The following is an 18,195-nucleotide window of genomic DNA, read 5'->3' as shown; positions in this document are numbered from 1 at the left end:
TTTCGCGGCACAGGCCAACCGTCACGGAACCCACCCGGCGATTTTCAAATCGCAACAGCCACCTGGGCCGAGGCGCACCACTGGATCGCCTGGGCACTCGGCGGCCAAACCGATCTCGACAACGCCGCCCTGCTCTGCAGTCATCACCACCACCGCGCCCACGACGCCGCGTACCTCCACGAACGTCTACCCAACGGCGACATCCGCTTCACCAGACGGACATGAGCCGGCGGATGACAGCGATTCATCACACCACCCGAGCACCCGACACCTGCTTGCCATGCCGAGCCGGCGCGTCTGTCCCGTGCTGCGACGCCGAGTCGGCATGTCCGTTCCGGCACCGCACGTGGCCCGAACAATGCTGTCATCGACGCGCTGCTCGCCTCGGTGACGGTGGTCAGTTCCGCCGCCGCGACCCCGGCCGTCAGCCAGATCACTGGCTCGAACCCGGCCTCAGTCACCAACGCTCACGTCGCGGCCTCAGGCCTCGGAAGGTGTGAACGGCTTTGTGCTCGGCTGCTGCGATTCCTCGCGTCCGCTCCGCTTGCGTGAGGCAGATGAGCCGAGTCGGCGGGAAAGTCCGGTCGTAGCGGTAGAGTTTGCGCATGCATGCAAATACGCAACCTCCGGTCTGGGGGGACGACGTGGTCACTCTTGCCGTCGAGGTGCTACGGATGCTGGCCGATCCGACCCGTCTGCAGATGGCGGGGCTGTTGCTGGATGAGGAGCGGTCGGTCTCCGAGCTTGCCTCGATGTTGGACAAGCCGGTGCCGGGGGTCTCGCAGCATCTGGCGAAGATGCGGATGGCTCGGCTGGTGACGACACGGAAGGAGGGGACCTCGGTGCTCTATCGCGTCGAGAACGGGCATGTGCGCCAATTGGTCCTCGACACGATCGGCCACGTGGAGCATCTCCTGGACCAGGTTCCGGCGCACCACCGGTCGGGGGAGGAGCCGGCATGACCCATACGTTGCACGATCACCCACGCGACAACGCCCACGCCGACCACGGGCACGGTCATGACCACGGCCATGCGCACGACGGGCGGTGGGCGCGGCTCAAGCATGCGGTCTCGGACGTCTTCGGGGCTCACTCCCACGATGCGGCGGATCAGGTCGACGAGGCGCTGGAGGCTGACGTACGTGGCCGGCGGGCGCTGTGGATCAGTCTCGGTGTGCTCGCGCTGACAGCGGGACTGCAGGCGGTCGTCGTGAGCCTGACCGGGTCGGTGGCTCTGCTGGGGGACACGCTCCATAATGTCGCCGACGCGCTGACGGCGGTGCCGTTGCTGGTGGCGTTCTGGCTCGCCCGGCGTCCGCCCAACGACCGGTTCACCTATGGGTACGGACGGGCGGAGGACCTTGCCGGTCTCTTCGTCGTCGCCATGATCGCCCTCTCCAGCATCCTCGCGGGCTGGGAGGCCATCGACCGGCTCTTCCATCCGCGCGAGGTCGAGCACGTCTGGGCGGTCGCGGCGGCCGGGGTGGTCGGGTTCTGTGGCAACGAGCTCGTCGCGCGCTACCGGATCCGGGTGGGGCGCCAGATCGGCTCGGCCGCTCTGGTTGCCGACGGGCTCCACGCGCGTACGGACGGCTTCACCTCGCTGGCCGTGGTGTTCGGTGCCGCCGGGGTCGCGGTCGGGATGCCGTGGGCCGACCCGGTGATCGGGTTGCTGATCGCTATCGCGATCCTCGGCGTGCTGCGCTCGGCGCTCAAGCAGGTCGGCGCCCGGCTGATGGACGCGGTCACTCCCGATGACGTACGCAGGGCGAGGGAGGCGGTCAGCACGGTCGACGGGGTGCTCGAGGTCCGCAGCCTGAGGCTGCGGTGGATCGGGCACACCCTCCACGCCGACGGCGACATCACCGTGTCGGCCGAGATGCCCGTCTCCGCCGGCCACGACATCGCCCACCACGCCGAGGAGCATCTCCTGGAGGCACTGCCGCGGCTGACCAGTGTGGTCCTCCACGTCAGCCCCGACGGGGCGCACGCCTAAGTGGCGCGTCCCAGAAGTTCCTAGGCGCTTCGCGCCGCCATGGCACGCACCTCGCTGCGTTGGCGCTACTCGAAAGACCCCGGTATGCCTTCGCGACGCCGCCTTGCGATGCACGCACCCTGACGACGCCAGGCATCCAGGAACTTCCAGGACGCGCCACTAGGATCTGCGTCGATGAACATCTTCGAGTTCGACGGCAAGAGTCCGCAGATCCATCCCGATGCCTGGGTGGCGCCGACAGCGACGCTGATCGGTGACGTACGCCTCGGGCCGAACGCGAGCGTCTGGTACGGCGCGGTGCTGCGTGCCGACGTCGGGCCGATCATCATCGGCGAGGGCTCCAACGTGCAGGACAACTCGGTGCTGCACGTACGCCCCGGCTCCTCCCTCGAGATGGGCCCGCACAGCACGGTCGCGCACGGCTGCGTAGTGCACGGAGACCGGATCGGGACCGGGTCGCTGGTCGGCAACGGGGCGGTGGTCTCTGACGCCGTGGTCATCGGTGACGGCTGCCTGGTCGCGGCCGGTGCGATGGTGGTCGAGGGGACCGAGATCCCGGACCACTCGCTGGTCATGGGCGTCCCGGCCAAGATCCGCGGCACGATCGAGCCCGGCACCAACCCGGCCGCGATCCTGGAGCTCAACGCGCCCGGCTACGTCGAGTTCATGAAACTCCACCGGGCCACGGTGCGCCCGGTCCAGGGCTAACCCTGACCTTGAGGTTGAGGGTTCATTCGGCGCCGCAGGCCACGCAGTGGAGCGAACCGACCCGGCGATCTGCCTCGCAGGTGGTGCACGGGGCGATGGTCTCGCGGCCGCAGTCCTCGCAGTGCTTGCCGCGGACCGGGTACCCGCAGTAGGGGCAGTCGCCCTTGCGTACGCGCATGGCCGGGATCCGCTTGGCCAGGAGTCGCTGGACAGCGACGAAGACGCCGACGGTGGCCGCGGCGCCGAACAGCGAGAGGATGAGCGGCCCGAAGTCGGCGTACTCGAAGGTGTAGTGGAAGGCGAAGACCAGGGCCATGATCACCCCGGTCGCGGCGAGCGCGAATCCGAGCGGGAGGAAGCGGGAGCCGCTGCGGCGCAGTCGGTAGAGGACCCAGAACCCGACCAGGCAGAGCAGGATGATGAAGCCGAGGCGAATGCCGATCTGCATCGCCTCGTGGCCGGGGATCTCGCACGCCGTCTGGCCGTTGTTGCACTGGTCCCAGTCCATGTAGAGCGGCCACCAGCCGGCGACCTTGACGTAGAACCAGACGGTGCCGACGAGCAGGAAGGCGGTCAGCGCGACCGCCAGGAACCGCTCGCTGCGGGTCGACTCGACCTCGTCGGCGGAAATAGGGGTCTTCATGGCGTGCTCCTGTGGGCTCGGGTGCGGGCGTGGAAGCCGACCTCGAGTCGGCAGTCGAGGGCTGCGGCCACCCGGAGAAGGGTGTCGATCTTCGGTGGGCGGGACCCGGACTCCAGGCGAGCGATCGCCGACTGGGTCGTGCCGCACAGCTCGGCGAGCTCGCGCTGGGACAGGCCCCGTGCGACCCGGTGCTCGGTGACCTGCGCGGCGATCCCGACGTAGAACGCGGTGTCGTCGTCGTCGGTGCTCATGAAATCGAAGGTATCGCAGTCCTGCTATGGCTGTCCATAGCAGGACTGCTATCGATTCGGTGAGACGATTCGGGGGCCGGGTCGCCTACGGCCTAGGCTTGACGCTCGTGAAGACGTTCGACGAGCTCTGGGCCGAGCTGAGTGAGAAGGCCCGGACCCGACCTGAAGGATCCGGCACCGTGGCACAGCTCGACGCCGGGGTCCATGCGATCGGGAAGAAGCTGGTCGAGGAGGCCGCCGAGTCCTGGATGGCGGCCGAGTACGAGGGCAAGGAAGCGACCGCGGAGGAGATCTCCCAGCTGCTCTACCACGCCCAGGTGCTCATGCTCGCCAGCGGAATCTCGATCGACGACGTCTACTCACACCTGTAGGGGAACCCTCATGACAACCGATGACAAGCCTCTCCGGATCGCCGTGCCCAACAAGGGCTCGCTGTCCAGCTCCGCCTCCGAGCTGCTGCGCGAGGCGGGCTACCGCCAGCGCGAGGACTCCAAGCGCCTGACCCTCATCGACGAGGAGAACGGCGTCGAGTTCTTCTACCTGCGCCCGCGCGACATCGCGCTCTACGTCGGTGAGGGCACCCTCGACATCGGCATCACCGGCCGCGACCTGCTCCTCGACTCCGGCGCCAAGGCCGACGAGGTCATCGGGCTCGGCTTCGGCCGCAGCCGGTTCCACTTCGCGGGCCGCGCCGGCGACTTCACCTCGATCGAGGAGCTCCGCGGCAAGCGGATCGCGACCTCCTACGTCGGGGTCGTCTCCGCCTTCCTCGAGCGCGAGGGCATCGACGCCAGCGTGACCCGTCTCGACGGTGCCGTCGAGACCTCGATCCAGCTCGGCGTCGCCGACGCGATCGCCGACGTGGTCGAGACCGGCTCCACGATGCGACAGGCCGGCCTGGAGATCTTCGGTGAGCCGATCATGCGCTCCGAGGCCGTGGTGATCACCCGGTCGGGCGGCCTGGATGTCTCGGGCTCCGCTTCGACGCAGCTCCCGGAGGCGTACGAGACCTTCCGCCGTCGCCTCGACGGGGTCCTGATCGCGCGCAGCTACGTGATGATGGACTACGACATCCGTGCCGAGTTCCTCGCCGAAGCCTCCGCGATGACGCCCGGGCTCGAGGGGCCGACGGTCAGCCCGCTGCACCGCGAAGGCTGGGTCGCGGTCCGCGCGATGGTGCCGAGCAAGGGGTCGCAGAAGCTGATGGACGACCTCTACGCCGTGGGCGCCCGCGCCATCCTGCTGACGGAGATCAATGCCTGCCGGATCTGACGCCACAGGACCGAAGCCCACAGGATCTGAGCTGCCGGTGAAGCTGCCGCACACCTGGCGCCCGCTCGGGGCCCGCGTGATGGGCTGGTTCCTCGTCGCCGCGCTCGCGGTGATGTGCACGATGGTCTGGGTCGGGTTCACCCCCGAGATCAAGGCCCAGGTGACCATGTTCGAACGACTCACCTTCGGGGCCGTCGGTCTCGGGATCGTGGCCTGCGTCTACGCGCTGACCCGGTCGCGGGTCGTCGCCCGTGAGGACGGCCTGACCGTGGTCAACGGCTTCAAACGTCGTGACCTGGAGTGGGCCGAGGTCCTCGCGATCAACTTTCCCCGCGGCGCTCCGTGGCCCAACATCGACCTGGCCTCGGGCCACAACATCTCCGTCCTCGGCATCCAGGCCTCCGACGGGGGCTCGTCGAAGAAGGCCGTACGCACGCTGCGCACGCTGGCCGGAGAGCTGTCCTAGCAGCGACCCTGCGGCGAACCACTTACTACGCTTCGGGGAATCTTCGCCCGAAGCTCTGATCGCGGCGCCTTCGGAGTCCTAGCGTGTCCCTGTGATCTCATGGACTCGTGCTCTCGCGGCGCTGGCGGCTGTCCTCACTCTGGTCTCGACCGTGCCGGCCCAGGCCGCGCCGGTGCATCCGGTCGGCACCTGGGGTGCCTCGGCCGACGAGGTGGGCGGTCAGACCGGCGCCGCCGGCCTGACGGACCTGTCGGTGCGCAATCTGGTGCACACCTCGCTGGGTGGCTCCGGCGTACGCATCACCCTGTCCAACGTGTTCGGCGATCGTCCGGTGACCTTCGCCTCGGCACACATCGGTCTGGCTGCAGACGGCGCCGCGGTGGTGTCCGGTACGAACCGGCCGTTGACCTTCGACGGCGCGGGCCAGGTCACCGTCGCCCCCGGCACCGAGGTGCTCAGCAACCCTGTCGACGCGGCGGTGCCGGCCGACACGACCCTTGCGGTGAGCTTCCACGTCGTCGGCGAGAGCGGCCCGATCACCGGGCACGACGTGGCCACGCAGACCTCCTACGTCTCCGGGACGGCGGGCGCGGACGTGGCCGGCGAGGAGTCGGGTGCGGCGTTCACGAAGGAGATCTCCAGCTGGTACTGGGTCGAGAGCGTCGTCGTCGAGAAGCCGCGCCGGGTCAAGACCGTGGTGCTCTTCGGTGACTCGATCACCGACGGCAACGGCTCCACGGTCGGAGCCGACCGGCGCTACCCTGACGTGCTGGCCGACCGGGTGGCGGCGAGCTCGTTCGCCGGCCGGTTCGGCATGATGAACGAGGGCATCTCCGCCAACCGTGTGCTCGTCGACAGCACCGGAGGCCAGCGGGGTCTGGACCGCTTCCGGCGAGACGTCCTGGACCAGCCCGGCGTCTCCACGGTCGTGCTGCTGGAGGGGATCAACGACATCCGCTGGGACGACGCCGACGAGGCCTCCGACCTGATCGTGGCCTACCGCGACATGGTCGCGCAGGCGCACGCCGAGGACGTGTGCGTCGTCGGCGCCACCCTCACCCCGTACGAGGGTGGCAGCCGCTACACCCCGGCGCGTGACCGGGTGCGGGTCGCGGTCAACGAGTGGATCCGGACCTCCGGTGAGTTCGACGGCATCGTCGACTTCGACGCGGCTACGCGTGACCCCGAGCGACCGGCGCGGTTCCTGCCTGCGTACGACTCCGGGGACCACCTCCACCCCGGCGACGCCGGCTATGCGGCGATGGCCGAGGTGTTCGACCTGGGGCTGCTGGAATGTGACCGCTGAGCCGGCTCAGCGGCGGCCGACGAGCACCCCGAGCGTCACGACCGAGATCGCCATCGAGACGGTGGCGCCCAGGGCGTCGGGGGCGAACAGCGCCGGGATGCTCACCAGTCCGGCGATGTCGAAGCCGCGCACCGCCTTGCCGAACAGCGAGACCGGCATCGCCCCCATCGGCGTGGAGACCATCGCGGAGGCGTAGTCGGGCGGGGGAGCGACCAGCCACCGGGTGAGCGTGGCCAGTGCGCCGAGCCCGATCACTGGAGCCAGCAGCGGGTGTGGCAGCGCCCACAGACAGCTCAGCCCGTAGGCCATCAGCAGCACCGTCGGCACCACCAGCGCGCCGAGCCGCAGCTGCCAGGACGAGGTGCCCAGCAGCCGTGCGAGGCTGCTCGATCGCGACAGGACCCGCAGCCCGGCGCCGAGCGGGATGGCCGCCCCGAAGCCGAGGACCACCATCACCGGCACGACCAATGCACCCGCGCCCGCCTCGGCCAAGGCGTACGCAGGCACCACCGCAGCGGCGGGTGCCAGGACACGCAGCGGCGCCCGCCGCAGTCGGACGAGATCGGCGGTGACGAGCGCGAGCGGCCCGCGAGGACCCCGCAGGCGCCGTGCCCGGACGACGGCACGCTGGCGGCTGGTGTACTGGAGCACGACGTCGTAGGCGAGGGCGGTGTCCATCCCGGCGAGGGCGCCGGAGAGGCCGTTGGCCAGCCCATGTCCGCGAGTCAGGTCACGACGGTGCAGGTCACCGAGACGACGGCGCGCGAGCACTGCGGCCCCGGCGGTCACCGGCGCGAGCACGGCCGGCGCCAGCCACCACCGCGCGTCACCGGGCGGGGTCAGCCGGGCCGTGACGCCGACGGCCACTGCCGCCACCGCTGCCAGGGCGACGAGCGCCGTCACCGGCGCGACCATCCGCCATGCCGACCCCGGTCGCGCCTGGGCGACTGCCCCCGCGGCGTACGTCGCCGGTGCCAGCAGCGCCGCGGCGAGCGCCAGCGCGCCTCCGGTGAGCAGCGGCCAGCCCGCGGTCACGGCGGCGACGAGGGCAGGGACCGCGGCGGCGAGGGCTCCTAGGGCCAGGACCGTCGCGTACTGCCGTCCCAGCCAGCGGCCACGGTCCACCGGCGTGGAGAGCACCAGCGCCGAGGTCGCGGGCGAGGCCATGAGCGGTCCCAGGAGCCGGAGCGGGTGCCGACGCAGGGCCCGGTGGTGCATCCCTCCACCGCCTGCCCGGCATTGACCACCGCGCTGACGAGCCCCGAGCCGTAGATCAGGACCGTCAGGAGAGCGAGGTAGGCCTGGTAGAGCACCTCGCCCCAGGGTGCGGTGACGTGTCCGCGACGCCACTCGCGGACCAGTCCGCGGATCTCAGCCGGCGTCGGCGCCGGTGTCGGCGTCGGTGTCTTCGTGCTCATGCTTCGTCGGAGGAGGAGCCCAGGCGTACGACGTCGTCGGCAACGGCCTCGACAAGAGCCGGGTGGTGGCTGGCGAAGAGGATGCCGACCCCGGCCTCCTTCTCCCGTCGGAGCAGGTCGGCGAGCCAGATGGCGCCCTCGGCGTCCAGCCGCTGTTCGGGCTCGTCGAGGATCAGCAGCCGGCGGGGCCGGACCAGGAGCAGCGCGAGCGCGAGCCGCTGACGCTGACCCGAGGAGAGCGACCCGGGCAGCTGGTCGGCCTGGTCGTTGAGGCCGACCTCGTCCAGCACGCCGTCCACGATGCCCTCGGGATCCTCGACCCGATGGGCGTGCGCGACCAGGTCGAGATGCTCGATCACCGCAAGGTCTGGGAAGAGGTCCAGGTCGTCGAGCAGAGCGGCGACGTCGCGGCGCGTCTGCGCCGAGCGCTCGTCGTACGGCCTGCCGTCCAGCAGCACCTCGCCGGCGGTCGGCTCGTCGGCCCCGGCCACGCAACGCAACAGTGTCGACTTACCCGACCCGTTCGTACCGGTCAGGGCGATCGCCCGGCCGGCCGCGAGGGTGAGGTCGAGCCCGTCGAGGACGGCGTGGTCGCCGTAGGTCCTGCTGAGCCCGGAGACGGTCAGCAGCGTCATGTCAGCGCGGTGATGCCCCAGGTGACCTCGAGGCGCTCGTCGGGGGCAAGCGTGATCAGGTCGGTGCCGGAGTTGTACGCGTCCGGGGGAGCGGTCATCGGCTCGACGGCGAGACCGCCGCGCGCCGGTGACTGGTCGTCGGCGCTGTAGACCATCAGCCACGGGTGGTGCTCGTCGACCCAGAGCGCGACGCTGCCGTCGGGACCCTGGATCGTGACCGTCGCGCGTCCGTCCTCGCCCCGGTCGAGATCGGTGAAGGCGTGGTCGAGGACGACGTCGCCGATGGGCTTGGCGGACGTGAAGTCGTAGGCCGTCCCCGCCGTCGCCTCGCTCGTGGTGGGCAGCTTGCGCTCGTCGGAGAGCAGGCGTGTCCGCGCCGGCAGGGTGAGCGTCCACTCGTCGACCGGACCGGCCCCGACGGTGAGATAGGGGTGGGCGCCGGCGGCGTAGGGCGCGGGGGAGTCGGCGTGGTTGGTCGCCGACTGGGTCACGGTGAGCCCGTCAGGGCCGATCGCGTACGTCACCTCGAGGTCGAGCGTCCACGGATACCCGCTCTGCGCCATCAACCGGGTGGCCAGGGTGATCGAGTCCTTGGCCTCGTCGATGGGCAGCCACTGAGACCACCGCACCAGCCCGTGGGAGGCGTTGTTGCGCGCGACCTCGGTGAGCCCGAGCTGGTAGCTCTTCCCGCCGAACTCGTAGCGGCCGTCGCGGATCCGGTTGGGCCACGGCGCCAGCACCTGACCCTTGCCGCCGCTGGACTGCTCGTCGTCGCCGAACCCGGCGATCAGGTCCCGCCCCTCGTAGGACAGCAGCCGCAGCGCGCCGCCACTCTCCGTCACCGTTGCGGAGTAGCCTCCGCCGTCGATCGTGAACTGCTCTCCACTCGGTCTCAGCACGGTCACAGGCTATCGAGGTGGCCGGTACGTCCCGGTGGCCGGTCGGGTTAGCCTCGGGCCATGGAGCGACGACAGCTGGAGTTCTTCCTCGCGATCGCCGAGGCCGGCAGCTTCACCAGCGCCGCGGCGCGGCTCCACGTCGCCCAGCCGTCGTTGTCGTACGCCGTTCGCGGGCTCGAACGGGAGCTCGGCGGTCCGCTCTTCGAGCGCCACGGCAGGGGCGTGCGGCTCACCCCGGCGGGCTCGGCGCTGCTCGGGCCGGCCCGCCGGGTCGTACGCGGCTTCGAGCTCGCCGCGGGTGCGGTCCGGTCGGTCTCGGACGAGGGTTTCGGCCGGCTGCGGATCACCTCCAGCACGGTCTGGGCGGTGGAGCCGCTGGTGCCGGTGCTGGCCGAGTTCCGGCGGATCCAGCCAGGCGCGCAGGTGGTCGTCACCGATCCGCAGCATCGCTCGGACGTCCTGGACCAGGTACGCAAGGGCGAGGCCGACGTGGGGCTGATCGACGGCCCGACGCCGCACGGGCCGTTCGGCTCGCACCGGCTCGCCGAGCACGAGCTGGTGGCGGTCCTGCCGTCCTCGCGCGAGGCGCCGGAGGAGATCCGGATCGAGGAGCTCGCCGAGACCGGCCTCATCGCGACGCCGGCGGGCACGGCGCTGCGTACGTTCCTGGACGCCCGCCTCGAGGCCGCCGGTCTGCCCACGGAGGTGGCCATCGAGACGGCCCACGTCGCCTCGATCATCCCGCTGGTCCTGGCCCGCGCCGGAGTGGCGGTGCTGACCGAGGGGATGGCCGGCGCGGCGTCGCGGGCCGGCGCGCAGATCGTGCCGCTGACTCCGGTGGCGCGGGTGAGCGTGTCCGTGGTGTGGCTGGAAGAGCGCGGTGACGCGCTGGTCGAGCAGTTCGTCGAACTGGCTCGGGATCTCACCGACCAATGATCCTCGTATAGAGGTTCTCTATCGCAGCATCTCGATCCAGGTCTTGCTCACTGTACGGACGTGCTGGAACACCCAGAACGCAATGTCTAGTGTGTTTGACATATATGAACCGATTGGATGGAGCATGCATGCGCCGCCCCCAACGCCTCGCTGTGGCCGCCGTCGCCATCGCGGCGACAGCCGGCACCCTGACCGCCTGCACGACCGCGAGCGAGCGTGACGGCTTCGCCCAGAGCGACTCCGGAGGAGCCGAGGACTCGGTGGTCCTCGCCGAGCAGCCGTGGGTAGACCTCCAGGTCGAGAACGAGATCGCGGTCCAGCTCCTCCAGGAGCTCGGTTACGACGCGAGCATCAAGAAGAACCTGTCCGTCGAGAACGCGGCGACCGCGGTCTCCTCGGGCCAGATCGACGCCTACCTCGGCAACTGGTGGCCATCTCAGGAACCCAGCTTCGGCGACCCCATCGACGAGGGCGACGTCGAGGTGCTCTCCACGATCGTGAAGGGCACCGAGTACGCCCCCGCGATCCCCGGCGACGTCGCCGACCAGCTCGGGATCGCCTCGCTCGCCGACCTCGACGCGAACGCCTCGACGTTCGGGAAGAAGATCTACGGTATCGAGGCCGGCTCCCCGGGAAACGAGACGATCCAGAAGGCGATCGACGAGGACGCGTACGGCCTGGGGGACTGGAAGCTGGTCGCCAGCGGCACCCCGGCGATGCTCGCCCAGGTCGAGAAGTCGCAGAAGGCCGGTCAGCCGATCGTGTTCCTCGGCTGGAGCCCGCACTGGATGACGGTGCAGTTCGACGCCGCCTTCCTCGAGGATCCCGACAAGGTGTGGGGTGGCGCCGGTGAGATCCGCACGGTCACACGCAAGGGGTTCGAGGACGACAACCCGGAGATCGCCGAGTTCCTCTCCAACCTGACCTTCACCACCGACGAGGCCGGGCAGTTCTACTACGACCACGACAAGTCCGGGAAGGAGCTCGCCGACATCGCCGAGGCGTGGATCGACGACAACCCCGACAGAGTCGCCGAGTTCCTCGACGGGGTCGAGGACGCGGACGGCGAGAAGGCGGAGATCTGATGAGCGAGACGACACAAGAGCCCGCGATCGTCGGGCGTGGCCTGAGCAAGGTCTACGGCCTCGGCAGGAGGCAGGCCGAGAAGGCACTGGCCTCCGAGGACCCGCGGACAGCGGCCGCCGCCGCGGGCGGCTACCTCGGCGCCCACGAGATCGACTTCGAGATCGCCAGGGGCGAGATGTTCGTCGTCATGGGCCTGTCCGGCTCGGGCAAGTCGACCGTGCTGCGGATGATCAACCGGCTCAACGAGCCCAGCGCCGGCGAGCTGCTGATCGACGGCGAGGACATCACCCAGGTCTCCGACCAGCGGCTGCGCGAGCTCCGCAACAACGGCATCGGGATGGTCTTCCAGCACTTCTCCCTCTTCCCGCACCGGACGGTGCGGGAGAACGCGGCGTACGGCCTGAAGGTACGCGGCATCGCGAAGCCGGAGCGGCTCGCGAGGGCCGACGCCGCCCTGGACCGGGTCGGCCTGGGCGGGCGCGGTGACAAGCTCCCGCACGAGCTCTCCGGCGGCATGCGGCAGCGGGTCGGTCTGGCTCGCGCGCTGGCCGTGGATCCGCCGATCCTGCTGATGGACGAGCCGTTCTCGGCGCTGGACCCGCTGATCCGGCGCGACATGCAGGACCTGCTGGTCGAGCTCCAGGCCCAGGACCAGCGCACCACGGTCTTCGTCACCCACGACCTCAACGAGGCGATGCGGATCGGCGACCGGGTGATGGTGATGCGCGAGGGACGGGTCGTCCAGGTCGCTCCTGGGCCCGAGATCGTGGCCCACCCTGCCGACGACTACGTCAGCGAGTTCGTCTCCGACGTCGACCGGGCGCGGGTGCTCAGCGCCGTCGACCTGATCCGGCCGGCCCGCCTCGTGCTCCCCGAGGACATCACGCCCCACGACGCGCTGCGCAGACTGGGGGAGAACGAGGTGACCGGTGCGTTCGTGACCGGCGCCGACGACAGGCTGCTGGGCGTCGTCACCGACGACCGGCTGGTGAGCCTGACCCGCCGCGGCGCCAAGAGTGTCCACGACGCGCTGGGGGAGGACTACCACCAGGTCAAGGAGGACGACGTGATCGGCGACTTCATGCATCTGGCCGGCCGCCAGGTCGTGCCCGTCACCGTTCTCGACGATGACGGCAGGCTGCGCGGCGTGGTGCCGCGGGGAGCGATCCTCTCGGCGCTCTCCACCGTGAACGACACCGACACCGACACCGTCGACGACGAGGCCGCGGAGGTGGCCCATGCCTGACCTTCACATCGGCGACATCGGTGAGGGCGTCATCAACTTCCTCACCGGCAACCTCGGGCCGTTCTTCGACGGCATCAAGGAGGCGCTCAACTTCCTGCTCCGGATGGTCTACAACGTGCTCGGCGGGCTGCCACCGGTCGCGATGATCATCGTGCTCGCCGTGATCGCGCTCCTCGTGACCCGCCAGGTCGTGCTGACCCTGGTGCTGACCGCCGGGCTGCTCCTGATCGAGTCGATGGACCTGTGGTACGAGACGATGCAGACCACCACCTCCGTGCTCGTGGCGACGCTCGTCGCGCTGGTGATCGGCATCCCGCTGGGCATCTGGTCGGCCTTCTCGCCACCGCTGCGGGCGGCCCTGCGGCCGGTCCTCGACCTGATGCAGACGCTGCCGGTCTTCGTCTACCTGCTGCCGACGATCCTCTTCTTCGGCGTCGGCGACGCACCCGGCCTGGTCGCCACGATCGTCTTCGCGCTCCCGCCCGCGGTCCGCCTCACCCAGCTCGGGATCAACCAGGTCGACGCCGAGACCGTCGAGGCGGCCACCGCCTTCGGCGCGGGCCGCTGGGAGATCCTGCGCGAGGTCCAGCTCCCGCTGGCCAAGGACTCGATCATGACCGGCGTCAACCAGGTCATCATGCTGGCCCTCTCGATGGTCGTCGTGGCCGGCCTCGTCGGCGGCTCCGGCCTGGGTGGCGTCGTCGTCAACGCGGTCCAGGGCCTGCAGATCGGCGCCTCGATCGAAGGCGGTCTGGCCGTCGTCGTGATCGCGATCTACCTCGACCGGGTCTCGGCCGCGCTCGGCGGCCAGCGTGGGCTGGTGCCGTCGTGGTGGCCGAAGCTCGGCCGCGCTGCCCGTGTCAAGGCTCCCGAGCTCACCCCCGCCTGAATCCACATCTCTGATCTGAGGAGAACACCTGTGACCATCACCGAGCTGCATCGCCCCGCGGACGTCGTCGAGACGCCCTCGGGCGTACGGATCCGCCGCGCCGGCGCCCGGATCGGCGCCGTGATCGAGGGCCTGAGCCTGGCCGAGGCCGACGACACCCAGATCCAGGACGTACGCAACGCCCTGCTGCGCCACAAGGTGCTCTTCTTCCGGGGCCAGGACGGGCTCACCGATGAGGCGCAGAGCGCCTTCGCGGCCCGGTTCGGTGAGCTGACGACCGCGCACCCGACGGTCAACACCGGCTCCGGGCGGGTCCTACGGGTCACCGCCAACGCCGGGATGGCGGCCAACGCATGGCACACCGACGTGACCTTTGTCGACCGCGTCCCGGCGATCTCGGTGCTCCGTGCGGTCATCCTGCCGCCCTACGGCGGCACCACGATCTGGGCCAACACCGCGGCCGCCTACGACCGGCTCCCTGCACCGCTGAGGGCGCTGGCCGATGCGCTGTGGGCGGTGCACACCAACTCCTACGACTACGCCCAGCGCGACGAGGAGCACGAGCAGCCCGACGCCAACTACTCCCGCGACGACTTCGCCTCGGTCCACTTCGAGACCCGGCACCCGGTCGTCCGCGTCCACCCCGAGACGGGGGAGCGGACGCTGGTCCTGGGCAGCTTCGTCAAGGAGTTCGAAGGCCTCACCTCCACCGAGTCGATCCACCTGTTCAACCTGCTCCAAGACCGGGTCACCAAGCTGGAGAACACCATCCGCTGGGCCTGGGCGTCCGGTGACGTGGCGATGTGGGACAACCGCGCCACCCAGCACTACGCCGTCGCCGACTTCGACCATCACCCGCGCGAGATGCGCCGGGTCACGGTCGCGGGTGACGTACCGGTCTCGGTCGACGGGCGGCGCTCGGAGGTCCTCCAGGGCGACGCGCGGGCCTACAGCCGCCTGGACGAGCTGATCTCCTGACCTTCCCGTGTCAGGTCGTCACGATGATGTCGGCGCGGGCGGCCGTCAGGTCGCGGGCGAAGTGCTCGGTCTCGACCGCTGCCCAGCCGTCCCAGTGGGGTGCGAAGGTCTCGCCGTCGCGGTCGATACCGCGTCGCCGGCGCTCCTCCACGGGGGCGTCGACCCAGGCGAGGGCGGTGCGGAAGCCGTCGTACGCGGCGGCGCCGCTGCCGACGCCCTCGACCACGAGCAGCGGGCACGGCGGGACCATGACCGTCTCGGCGTAGGCGCCCCGGTGCCAGTCGTAGCGGCGGTAGGAGCCGGGGGCTCCCTCGACGAGCGGGAGCAGGACGGTCTCGAGCTGGGCGATCCCGTCTGCGAGGCCGTCCCAGCCGGCGTACAGGTCATCCATGTGGATCACCGGTGCCTGGGTCATCTCCGCCAGGGCGCCGGCCAGCGTCGTCTTTCCCGACCCGGCGGGGCCGTCGACGCAGATCAGCCGGCCCGGGCCGAGAGTGGCCGGGCGGCTCATCGCGATCGTGAGGAGATCGGCGGCAGCGGGGGAGTCGGTCGGGGTCAGGAGATGCCGTACTTCTTCAAGATGTCGTTCACGTCGGCCATGTCCTCGTCATCGTCGTCGACCACCGGGCCCTTGGCCGTCCTCGGAGCCGCGACCGAGGCCGGGCCTGCCGCGCCGGCGGGCGTGGCACCGGCAGCGGCCTTGCGAGCCGCCCGACTTGGCTTCTCCTTGGTGGGCAGGAGGCGGGAGACGAAGATCAGCACGATGGCGAGCGCGGCGATGCCGAACCCGATCCAGACGGTCGGGCTGAAGACCAGGCGCGCGGCCCAGTCGGCGATCGCGTCGACGATCCGGCCGCCGGCGCGGAGCAGGCCGGTGAGGTAGGCCGCCGGGGCGAGCAGCGTCCACCCAGCGGCCTTCACGCCGGCTCCGAGGCCGCGCCGTCGGAAGGCGACCCAGGTCCAGATCGCGCCCAGAACGGTGAGCGCGGCGGCTAGTGCGAGGTAGGCGCCTTGGTCCATACCTGCAGTCTTCCACTGTCGTGGTCGTCTGACACCCGGACTGTCCCCGATATCTGCCCTGATGTTGCGCTGTTGTTGAATGGGGAGGCGATGAACGACAAACGACTCCTCGGCACGGCATTTCCCGGCGACACCGGTGAGACCAGCCCTGAGGTCGCGACCGTGATGAGGTCGTACGCCGTGGGCCAGGCCACGCACGCCGATGTGCTCATTACCCTGGCCGCTGCCCGGGTACTCGTCCCGGTCGTCGCGGTGCTGGGCGAGGTCGAGGTCGACGAGGCTGGCTTGGCCCACGACAAGACCTCCGACATGGCGACCGTGCTGCTCACCGGTGCCGACGGGCGGCAGGCGCTGCTCGGGTTCACCGGCACCGCGCCGCTGCAGGCGTGGCAGGCGGACGCCCGCCCGGTTCCGGTCTCCCTGCGGGACGCGGCCCAGGCCGCCGTCCACGACGGTGCCGACGCGCTGGTGCTCGATCTCGCCGGCCCGGTCCCGTTCGCGATCGAGGGCGAGGACCTGCGGAAGGTGGCCGAGGGCTGGCAGCTGGCGACCGTCGGGCCGCGGACGGCCTGGGTGCGGCCCTGAAGGCTGTGCACGACCAGGCTGTGCTCGACCAGGCTGTGCTTGCCCAGGATTGGGCACGGCAGGGAATGTTGCAGTAGTGTCCCGTGTTGACCGATCAGCCGACGTACGCCGTCGGTTTGATCCAGCAAGCGGAGATCACGACAGCGTTCTCCCACCCGCATCGACCGCCCAGCAACACAGGTCGTCGGGTCCGGTCCCGAAGACAGTGCCCCGGAAACTCTAGGGGTCAATGGTTTCGGTGGTGCGAGCCCGTTTGCGGGTGAGCGTCTTGACTGGCTTCCGCTTGTGACAATCCAGCGGAAGCCTTTTTCGATTTCCGGACCGCTCGTGCACGCGGCCCGGAAGCCGAGATCCAGAGCCTCCGCAAGCCACAACAACTGGAGGACACATCAGCACTGAGCTTCGTATCAACGACCGGATCCGGGTTCCCGAGGTCCGCCTCGTCGGTCCCAACGGAGAGACGGTCGGCATCGTGCCGACCCCTGACGCGCTGCGCCTGGCCCAGGAGGCCGACCTCGACCTGGTCGAGATCGCCCCGCAGGGTAAGCCGCCGGTCTGCAAGCTCATGGACTACGGGAAGTTCAAGTACGAGAACGCCCAGAAGGCCCGTGAAGCCCGTCGAAACCAGACGAACGTGATCATCAAGGAGATGAAGCTTCGTCCGAAGATCGACAAGCACGACTACGAGACCAAGAAGGGTCATGTCGTGCGGTTCCTCAACGCTGGGGACAAGGTGAAGATCACGATCATGTTCCGCGGTCGTGAGCAGCACCGTCCCGAGCTCGGCTTCCGCCTGCTGCAGCAGCTGGCCGACGACGTCGCGGAGCTGGGCTTCGTCGAGTCCTCGCCGAAGCAGGACGGCCGCAACATGATCATGGTGCTCGGCCCGCACAAGAAGAAGGCCGACGCCAAGGTCGAGGCCAAGGAGGCCAAGGAGGAGAAGGCGGCCGAGCGCGCCGCCGACGAGGCCGCCGAGAAGGCGGAGCGTACGGCCGCGAACGCCGCGCGTCCGGTCTCCACCCCGAAGGTCAAGCGCCGCTCGGAGAACCTCGACCCCGACATCGACGTCTGAGCCCCCCGGGCCCAGCAAGAGACTTCCGCCGCCGCGGCGCCCCGTGACCGGCCGGACGACGAGAGAGAGAAGAACATGCCGAAGAACAAGACCCACTCCGGTTCCAAGAAGCGCTTCAAGGTGACCGGTTCCGGGAAGATCCAGCGCCTGCAGGCCGGCCGTAAGTCCGGCGCTGCGTTCGCCTCCGCGCCGACGACCGGCTCGCGCAAGAAGCACCGTCGCAACGCTGGTCTGGTGGAGCTCGCCCCCGCCGACGTGAAGCGTGCGAAGAAGCTGCTCGGTCGCTGAGCCCTGCTCGGACAGCAGAGCACCCCGAACTTTCCCTAGCATTCAAGGAGCACTGAAATGGCACGCGTCAAGCGCGCAGTGAACGCTGCGAAGAAGCGTCGCACCACCCTCGAGCGGGCCCAGGGTTACCGTGGCCAGCGCTCGCGCCTCTACCGCAAGGCGAAGGAGCAGGTCACCCACTCGCTCGTCTACGCCTACAACGACCGCCGCAAGAACAAGGGCAACTTCCGCAAGCTGTGGATCCAGCGGATCAACGCCGCGGCGCGTGCCGAGGGCATGACCTACAACCGCTTCATCCAGGGTCTCAACCTGGCCGGCATCGAGGTCGACCGCAAGATCCTCGCCGAGCTCGCCGTCAACGACGTCGCCGCGTTCAACGCGATCGTCGCCCAGGCCAAGGCTGCGCTGCCGGAGGACGTCAACGCCCCGGCGAACGCCTGAGCTTGCGTTTGAAACGACGCCCCCACCGGCCGCTGTGCCGGGCTGGGGGCGTCGTTCTCT

25 protein-coding genes are annotated in these 18,195 nt (G+C 69.8%); 17 read left to right on the top strand and 8 right to left on the bottom strand.

The window, feature by feature from the left end; genetic code table 11:
- The 4 genes from ACFWQC_RS21025 to ACFWQC_RS21010 all read left to right on the top strand — a co-directional run.
- On the top strand, positions 1 to 225 hold a 225-nt coding region (locus tag ACFWQC_RS21025), incomplete at its 5' end, for an HNH endonuclease (protein WP_378682363.1).
- Between the two features lie 380 nt (positions 226 to 605).
- Positions 606 to 962, top strand: a complete 357-nt coding sequence (locus ACFWQC_RS21020; protein ID WP_378682360.1) for an ArsR/SmtB family transcription factor — start codon at positions 606 to 608, stop codon at positions 960 to 962.
- Positions 959 to 1,996 carry a cation diffusion facilitator family transporter gene (locus ACFWQC_RS21015; RefSeq protein ID WP_378682357.1) on the top strand — a complete coding sequence of 346 codons (1,038 nt, stop codon included), beginning with the start codon at positions 959 to 961 and terminating at the stop codon, positions 1,994 to 1,996. The genes ACFWQC_RS21020 and ACFWQC_RS21015 overlap by 4 nt, the downstream gene beginning before the upstream one ends.
- Before the next feature lie 174 nt (positions 1,997 to 2,170).
- Positions 2,171 to 2,704, top strand: a complete 534-nt coding sequence (locus ACFWQC_RS21010) for a gamma carbonic anhydrase family protein (protein WP_378682354.1) — start codon at positions 2,171 to 2,173, stop codon at positions 2,702 to 2,704.
- 22 nt (positions 2,705 to 2,726) lie between these two features.
- Here ACFWQC_RS21010 and ACFWQC_RS21005 read toward each other — a convergent pair whose 3' ends face one another.
- Positions 2,727 to 3,347, bottom strand: coding sequence for a hypothetical protein (locus ACFWQC_RS21005; protein ID WP_378682351.1), 621 nt, complete (start codon positions 3,345 to 3,347; stop codon positions 2,727 to 2,729).
- Complete coding sequence (locus tag ACFWQC_RS21000; protein ID WP_378682348.1) at positions 3,344 to 3,598, bottom strand: helix-turn-helix domain-containing protein; 255 nt, start codon at positions 3,596 to 3,598, stop codon at positions 3,344 to 3,346. Before ACFWQC_RS21000 ends, ACFWQC_RS21005 begins: the two co-directional genes overlap by 4 nt.
- A gap of 107 nt (positions 3,599 to 3,705) precedes the next feature.
- On the opposite strand from ACFWQC_RS21000, the gene ACFWQC_RS20995 reads away from it, so the two are divergent.
- The 4 genes from ACFWQC_RS20995 (at position 3,706) to ACFWQC_RS20980 (ending at position 6,642) form a co-directional block, all read left to right on the top strand.
- On the top strand, positions 3,706 to 3,969 hold the full coding sequence (locus tag ACFWQC_RS20995; RefSeq protein ID WP_008359350.1) for a phosphoribosyl-ATP diphosphatase: 264 nt from the start codon (positions 3,706 to 3,708) through the stop codon (positions 3,967 to 3,969).
- A gap of 10 nt (positions 3,970 to 3,979) precedes the next feature.
- Complete coding sequence (gene hisG, locus ACFWQC_RS20990) at positions 3,980 to 4,870, top strand: ATP phosphoribosyltransferase (RefSeq protein ID WP_378682344.1); 891 nt, start codon at positions 3,980 to 3,982, stop codon at positions 4,868 to 4,870.
- Between the two features lie 37 nt (positions 4,871 to 4,907).
- A complete protein-coding gene (locus ACFWQC_RS20985) occupies positions 4,908 to 5,336 on the top strand; it encodes a PH domain-containing protein (RefSeq protein WP_378682341.1) in 429 nt (142 codons plus the stop codon).
- 91 nt (positions 5,337 to 5,427) lie between these two features.
- On the top strand, positions 5,428 to 6,642 hold the full coding sequence (locus tag ACFWQC_RS20980) for an SGNH/GDSL hydrolase family protein (RefSeq protein ID WP_378682338.1): 1,215 nt from the start codon (positions 5,428 to 5,430) through the stop codon (positions 6,640 to 6,642).
- 6 nt (positions 6,643 to 6,648) lie between these two features.
- On the opposite strand, the gene ACFWQC_RS20975 is transcribed toward ACFWQC_RS20980, so the two are convergent.
- Genes ACFWQC_RS20975 through ACFWQC_RS20960 form a run of 4 tightly spaced genes read right to left on the bottom strand, consistent with a single transcriptional unit; the run spans position 6,649 to position 9,594 of the window.
- Positions 6,649 to 7,809 carry a DUF6297 family protein gene (locus ACFWQC_RS20975; protein ID WP_378682335.1) on the bottom strand — a complete coding sequence of 387 codons (1,161 nt, stop codon included), beginning with the start codon at positions 7,807 to 7,809 and terminating at the stop codon, positions 6,649 to 6,651.
- Positions 7,716 to 8,060, bottom strand: coding sequence for a hypothetical protein (locus ACFWQC_RS20970; RefSeq protein ID WP_378682332.1), 345 nt, complete (start codon positions 8,058 to 8,060; stop codon positions 7,716 to 7,718). The genes ACFWQC_RS20975 and ACFWQC_RS20970 overlap by 94 nt, the downstream gene beginning before the upstream one ends.
- Complete coding sequence (ccmA, locus tag ACFWQC_RS20965) at positions 8,057 to 8,695, bottom strand: heme ABC exporter ATP-binding protein CcmA (RefSeq protein ID WP_378682329.1); 639 nt, start codon at positions 8,693 to 8,695, stop codon at positions 8,057 to 8,059. Before ccmA ends, ACFWQC_RS20970 begins: the two co-directional genes overlap by 4 nt.
- Entirely contained in the window at positions 8,692 to 9,594 is a 903-nt protein-coding gene (locus tag ACFWQC_RS20960; protein WP_378682326.1) for an aldose 1-epimerase family protein, read from the bottom strand. Before ACFWQC_RS20960 ends, ccmA begins: the two co-directional genes overlap by 4 nt.
- A 60-nt stretch (positions 9,595 to 9,654) precedes the next feature.
- Between ACFWQC_RS20960 and ACFWQC_RS20955 the strand changes: the two genes are divergently transcribed.
- From ACFWQC_RS20955 to ACFWQC_RS20935, 5 genes are all read left to right on the top strand, one after another.
- Positions 9,655 to 10,530, top strand: coding sequence for a LysR family transcriptional regulator (locus ACFWQC_RS20955; protein WP_378682323.1), 876 nt, complete (start codon positions 9,655 to 9,657; stop codon positions 10,528 to 10,530).
- 128 nt (positions 10,531 to 10,658) lie between these two features.
- The gene (locus ACFWQC_RS20950; RefSeq protein WP_378682320.1) at positions 10,659 to 11,615 is read left to right on the top strand and encodes an ABC transporter substrate-binding protein; all 957 of its coding nucleotides are present in this window, start codon (positions 10,659 to 10,661) and stop codon (positions 11,613 to 11,615) included.
- Positions 11,615 to 12,862, top strand: a complete 1,248-nt coding sequence (locus ACFWQC_RS20945; RefSeq protein ID WP_378682317.1) for a glycine betaine/L-proline ABC transporter ATP-binding protein — start codon at positions 11,615 to 11,617, stop codon at positions 12,860 to 12,862. The genes ACFWQC_RS20950 and ACFWQC_RS20945 overlap by 1 nt, the downstream gene beginning before the upstream one ends.
- Positions 12,855 to 13,751 carry an ABC transporter permease gene (locus ACFWQC_RS20940; protein ID WP_378682314.1) on the top strand — a complete coding sequence of 299 codons (897 nt, stop codon included), beginning with the start codon at positions 12,855 to 12,857 and terminating at the stop codon, positions 13,749 to 13,751. The genes ACFWQC_RS20945 and ACFWQC_RS20940 overlap by 8 nt, the downstream gene beginning before the upstream one ends.
- A 30-nt stretch (positions 13,752 to 13,781) precedes the next feature.
- Positions 13,782 to 14,729: a TauD/TfdA dioxygenase family protein gene (locus ACFWQC_RS20935; protein WP_378682311.1), complete on the top strand. Its 948-nt coding sequence runs from the start codon at positions 13,782 to 13,784 to the stop codon at positions 14,727 to 14,729.
- A 10-nt stretch (positions 14,730 to 14,739) separates the two neighbouring features.
- On the opposite strand, the gene ACFWQC_RS20930 is transcribed toward ACFWQC_RS20935, so the two are convergent.
- Positions 14,740 to 15,240, bottom strand: coding sequence for a 4-amino-4-deoxy-L-arabinose transferase (locus ACFWQC_RS20930; protein WP_378682308.1), 501 nt, complete (start codon positions 15,238 to 15,240; stop codon positions 14,740 to 14,742).
- 44 nt (positions 15,241 to 15,284) lie between these two features.
- Positions 15,285 to 15,749 (bottom strand): hypothetical protein, encoded by a 465-nt coding sequence (locus ACFWQC_RS20925; protein WP_378682305.1) that lies wholly within the window; start codon positions 15,747 to 15,749, stop codon positions 15,285 to 15,287.
- 90 nt (positions 15,750 to 15,839) lie between these two features.
- Here ACFWQC_RS20925 and ACFWQC_RS20920 point away from each other — a divergent pair, with 90 nt between their 5' ends.
- From ACFWQC_RS20920 to rplT, 4 genes are all read left to right on the top strand, one after another.
- Positions 15,840 to 16,334 (top strand): SseB family protein, encoded by a 495-nt coding sequence (locus tag ACFWQC_RS20920; RefSeq protein WP_378682302.1) that lies wholly within the window; start codon positions 15,840 to 15,842, stop codon positions 16,332 to 16,334.
- A 388-nt stretch (positions 16,335 to 16,722) separates the two neighbouring features.
- Complete coding sequence (gene infC, locus ACFWQC_RS20915) at positions 16,723 to 17,406, top strand: translation initiation factor IF-3 (RefSeq protein WP_378682365.1); 684 nt, start codon at positions 16,723 to 16,725, stop codon at positions 17,404 to 17,406.
- A gap of 75 nt (positions 17,407 to 17,481) precedes the next feature.
- Complete coding sequence (locus ACFWQC_RS20910) at positions 17,482 to 17,694, top strand: 50S ribosomal protein L35 (protein ID WP_008359371.1); 213 nt, start codon at positions 17,482 to 17,484, stop codon at positions 17,692 to 17,694.
- 57 nt (positions 17,695 to 17,751) lie between these two features.
- Positions 17,752 to 18,135, top strand: a complete 384-nt coding sequence (rplT, locus tag ACFWQC_RS20905) for a 50S ribosomal protein L20 (RefSeq protein WP_355017204.1) — start codon at positions 17,752 to 17,754, stop codon at positions 18,133 to 18,135.
- Positions 18,136 to 18,195: the final 60 nt, after the last annotated feature.

Origin of the sequence: Nocardioides sp. NPDC058538 (assembly GCF_042719275.1) — a bacterium.
GTDB lineage: Bacteria > Actinomycetota > Actinomycetes > Propionibacteriales > Nocardioidaceae > Nocardioides.
The sequence above is the reverse complement of the archived record's forward strand: the minus strand, read 5'-3'. Positions and strand labels throughout refer to the sequence as shown.

Bases quoted from the DNA above. Each gene is read 5' to 3' on its own strand.
- ACFWQC_RS21000 (WP_378682348.1), bottom strand. From the start codon at position 3,598: ATGAGCACCGACGACGACGACACCGCGTTCTACGTCGGGATCGCCGCG.
- ACFWQC_RS20975 (WP_378682335.1), bottom strand. From the start codon at position 7,809: ATGGCCTCGCCCGCGACCTCGGCGCTGGTGCTCTCCACGCCGGTGGAC.
- ACFWQC_RS21010 (WP_378682354.1), top strand. From the start codon at position 2,171: ATGAACATCTTCGAGTTCGACGGCAAGAGTCCGCAGATCCATCCCGAT.
- ccmA (WP_378682329.1), bottom strand. From the start codon at position 8,695: ATGACGCTGCTGACCGTCTCCGGGCTCAGCAGGACCTACGGCGACCAC.
- ACFWQC_RS21005 (WP_378682351.1), bottom strand. From the start codon at position 3,347: ATGAAGACCCCTATTTCCGCCGACGAGGTCGAGTCGACCCGCAGCGAG.
- ACFWQC_RS20925 (WP_378682305.1), bottom strand. From the start codon at position 15,749: ATGGACCAAGGCGCCTACCTCGCACTAGCCGCCGCGCTCACCGTTCTG.
- ACFWQC_RS20970 (WP_378682332.1), bottom strand. From the start codon at position 8,060: ATGAGCACGAAGACACCGACGCCGACACCGGCGCCGACGCCGGCTGAG.
- ACFWQC_RS20950 (WP_378682320.1), top strand. From the start codon at position 10,659: ATGCGCCGCCCCCAACGCCTCGCTGTGGCCGCCGTCGCCATCGCGGCG.
- ACFWQC_RS20955 (WP_378682323.1), top strand. From the start codon at position 9,655: ATGGAGCGACGACAGCTGGAGTTCTTCCTCGCGATCGCCGAGGCCGGC.
- ACFWQC_RS20910 (WP_008359371.1), top strand. From the start codon at position 17,482: ATGCCGAAGAACAAGACCCACTCCGGTTCCAAGAAGCGCTTCAAGGTG.
- rplT (WP_355017204.1), top strand. From the start codon at position 17,752: ATGGCACGCGTCAAGCGCGCAGTGAACGCTGCGAAGAAGCGTCGCACC.
- ACFWQC_RS20945 (WP_378682317.1), top strand. From the start codon at position 11,615: ATGAGCGAGACGACACAAGAGCCCGCGATCGTCGGGCGTGGCCTGAGC.
- ACFWQC_RS20940 (WP_378682314.1), top strand. From the start codon at position 12,855: ATGCCTGACCTTCACATCGGCGACATCGGTGAGGGCGTCATCAACTTC.
- ACFWQC_RS21015 (WP_378682357.1), top strand. From the start codon at position 959: ATGACCCATACGTTGCACGATCACCCACGCGACAACGCCCACGCCGAC.
- hisG (WP_378682344.1), top strand. From the start codon at position 3,980: ATGACAACCGATGACAAGCCTCTCCGGATCGCCGTGCCCAACAAGGGC.
- ACFWQC_RS20930 (WP_378682308.1), bottom strand. From the start codon at position 15,240: ATGAGCCGCCCGGCCACTCTCGGCCCGGGCCGGCTGATCTGCGTCGAC.
- ACFWQC_RS21020 (WP_378682360.1), top strand. From the start codon at position 606: ATGCATGCAAATACGCAACCTCCGGTCTGGGGGGACGACGTGGTCACT.
- ACFWQC_RS20920 (WP_378682302.1), top strand. From the start codon at position 15,840: ATGAACGACAAACGACTCCTCGGCACGGCATTTCCCGGCGACACCGGT.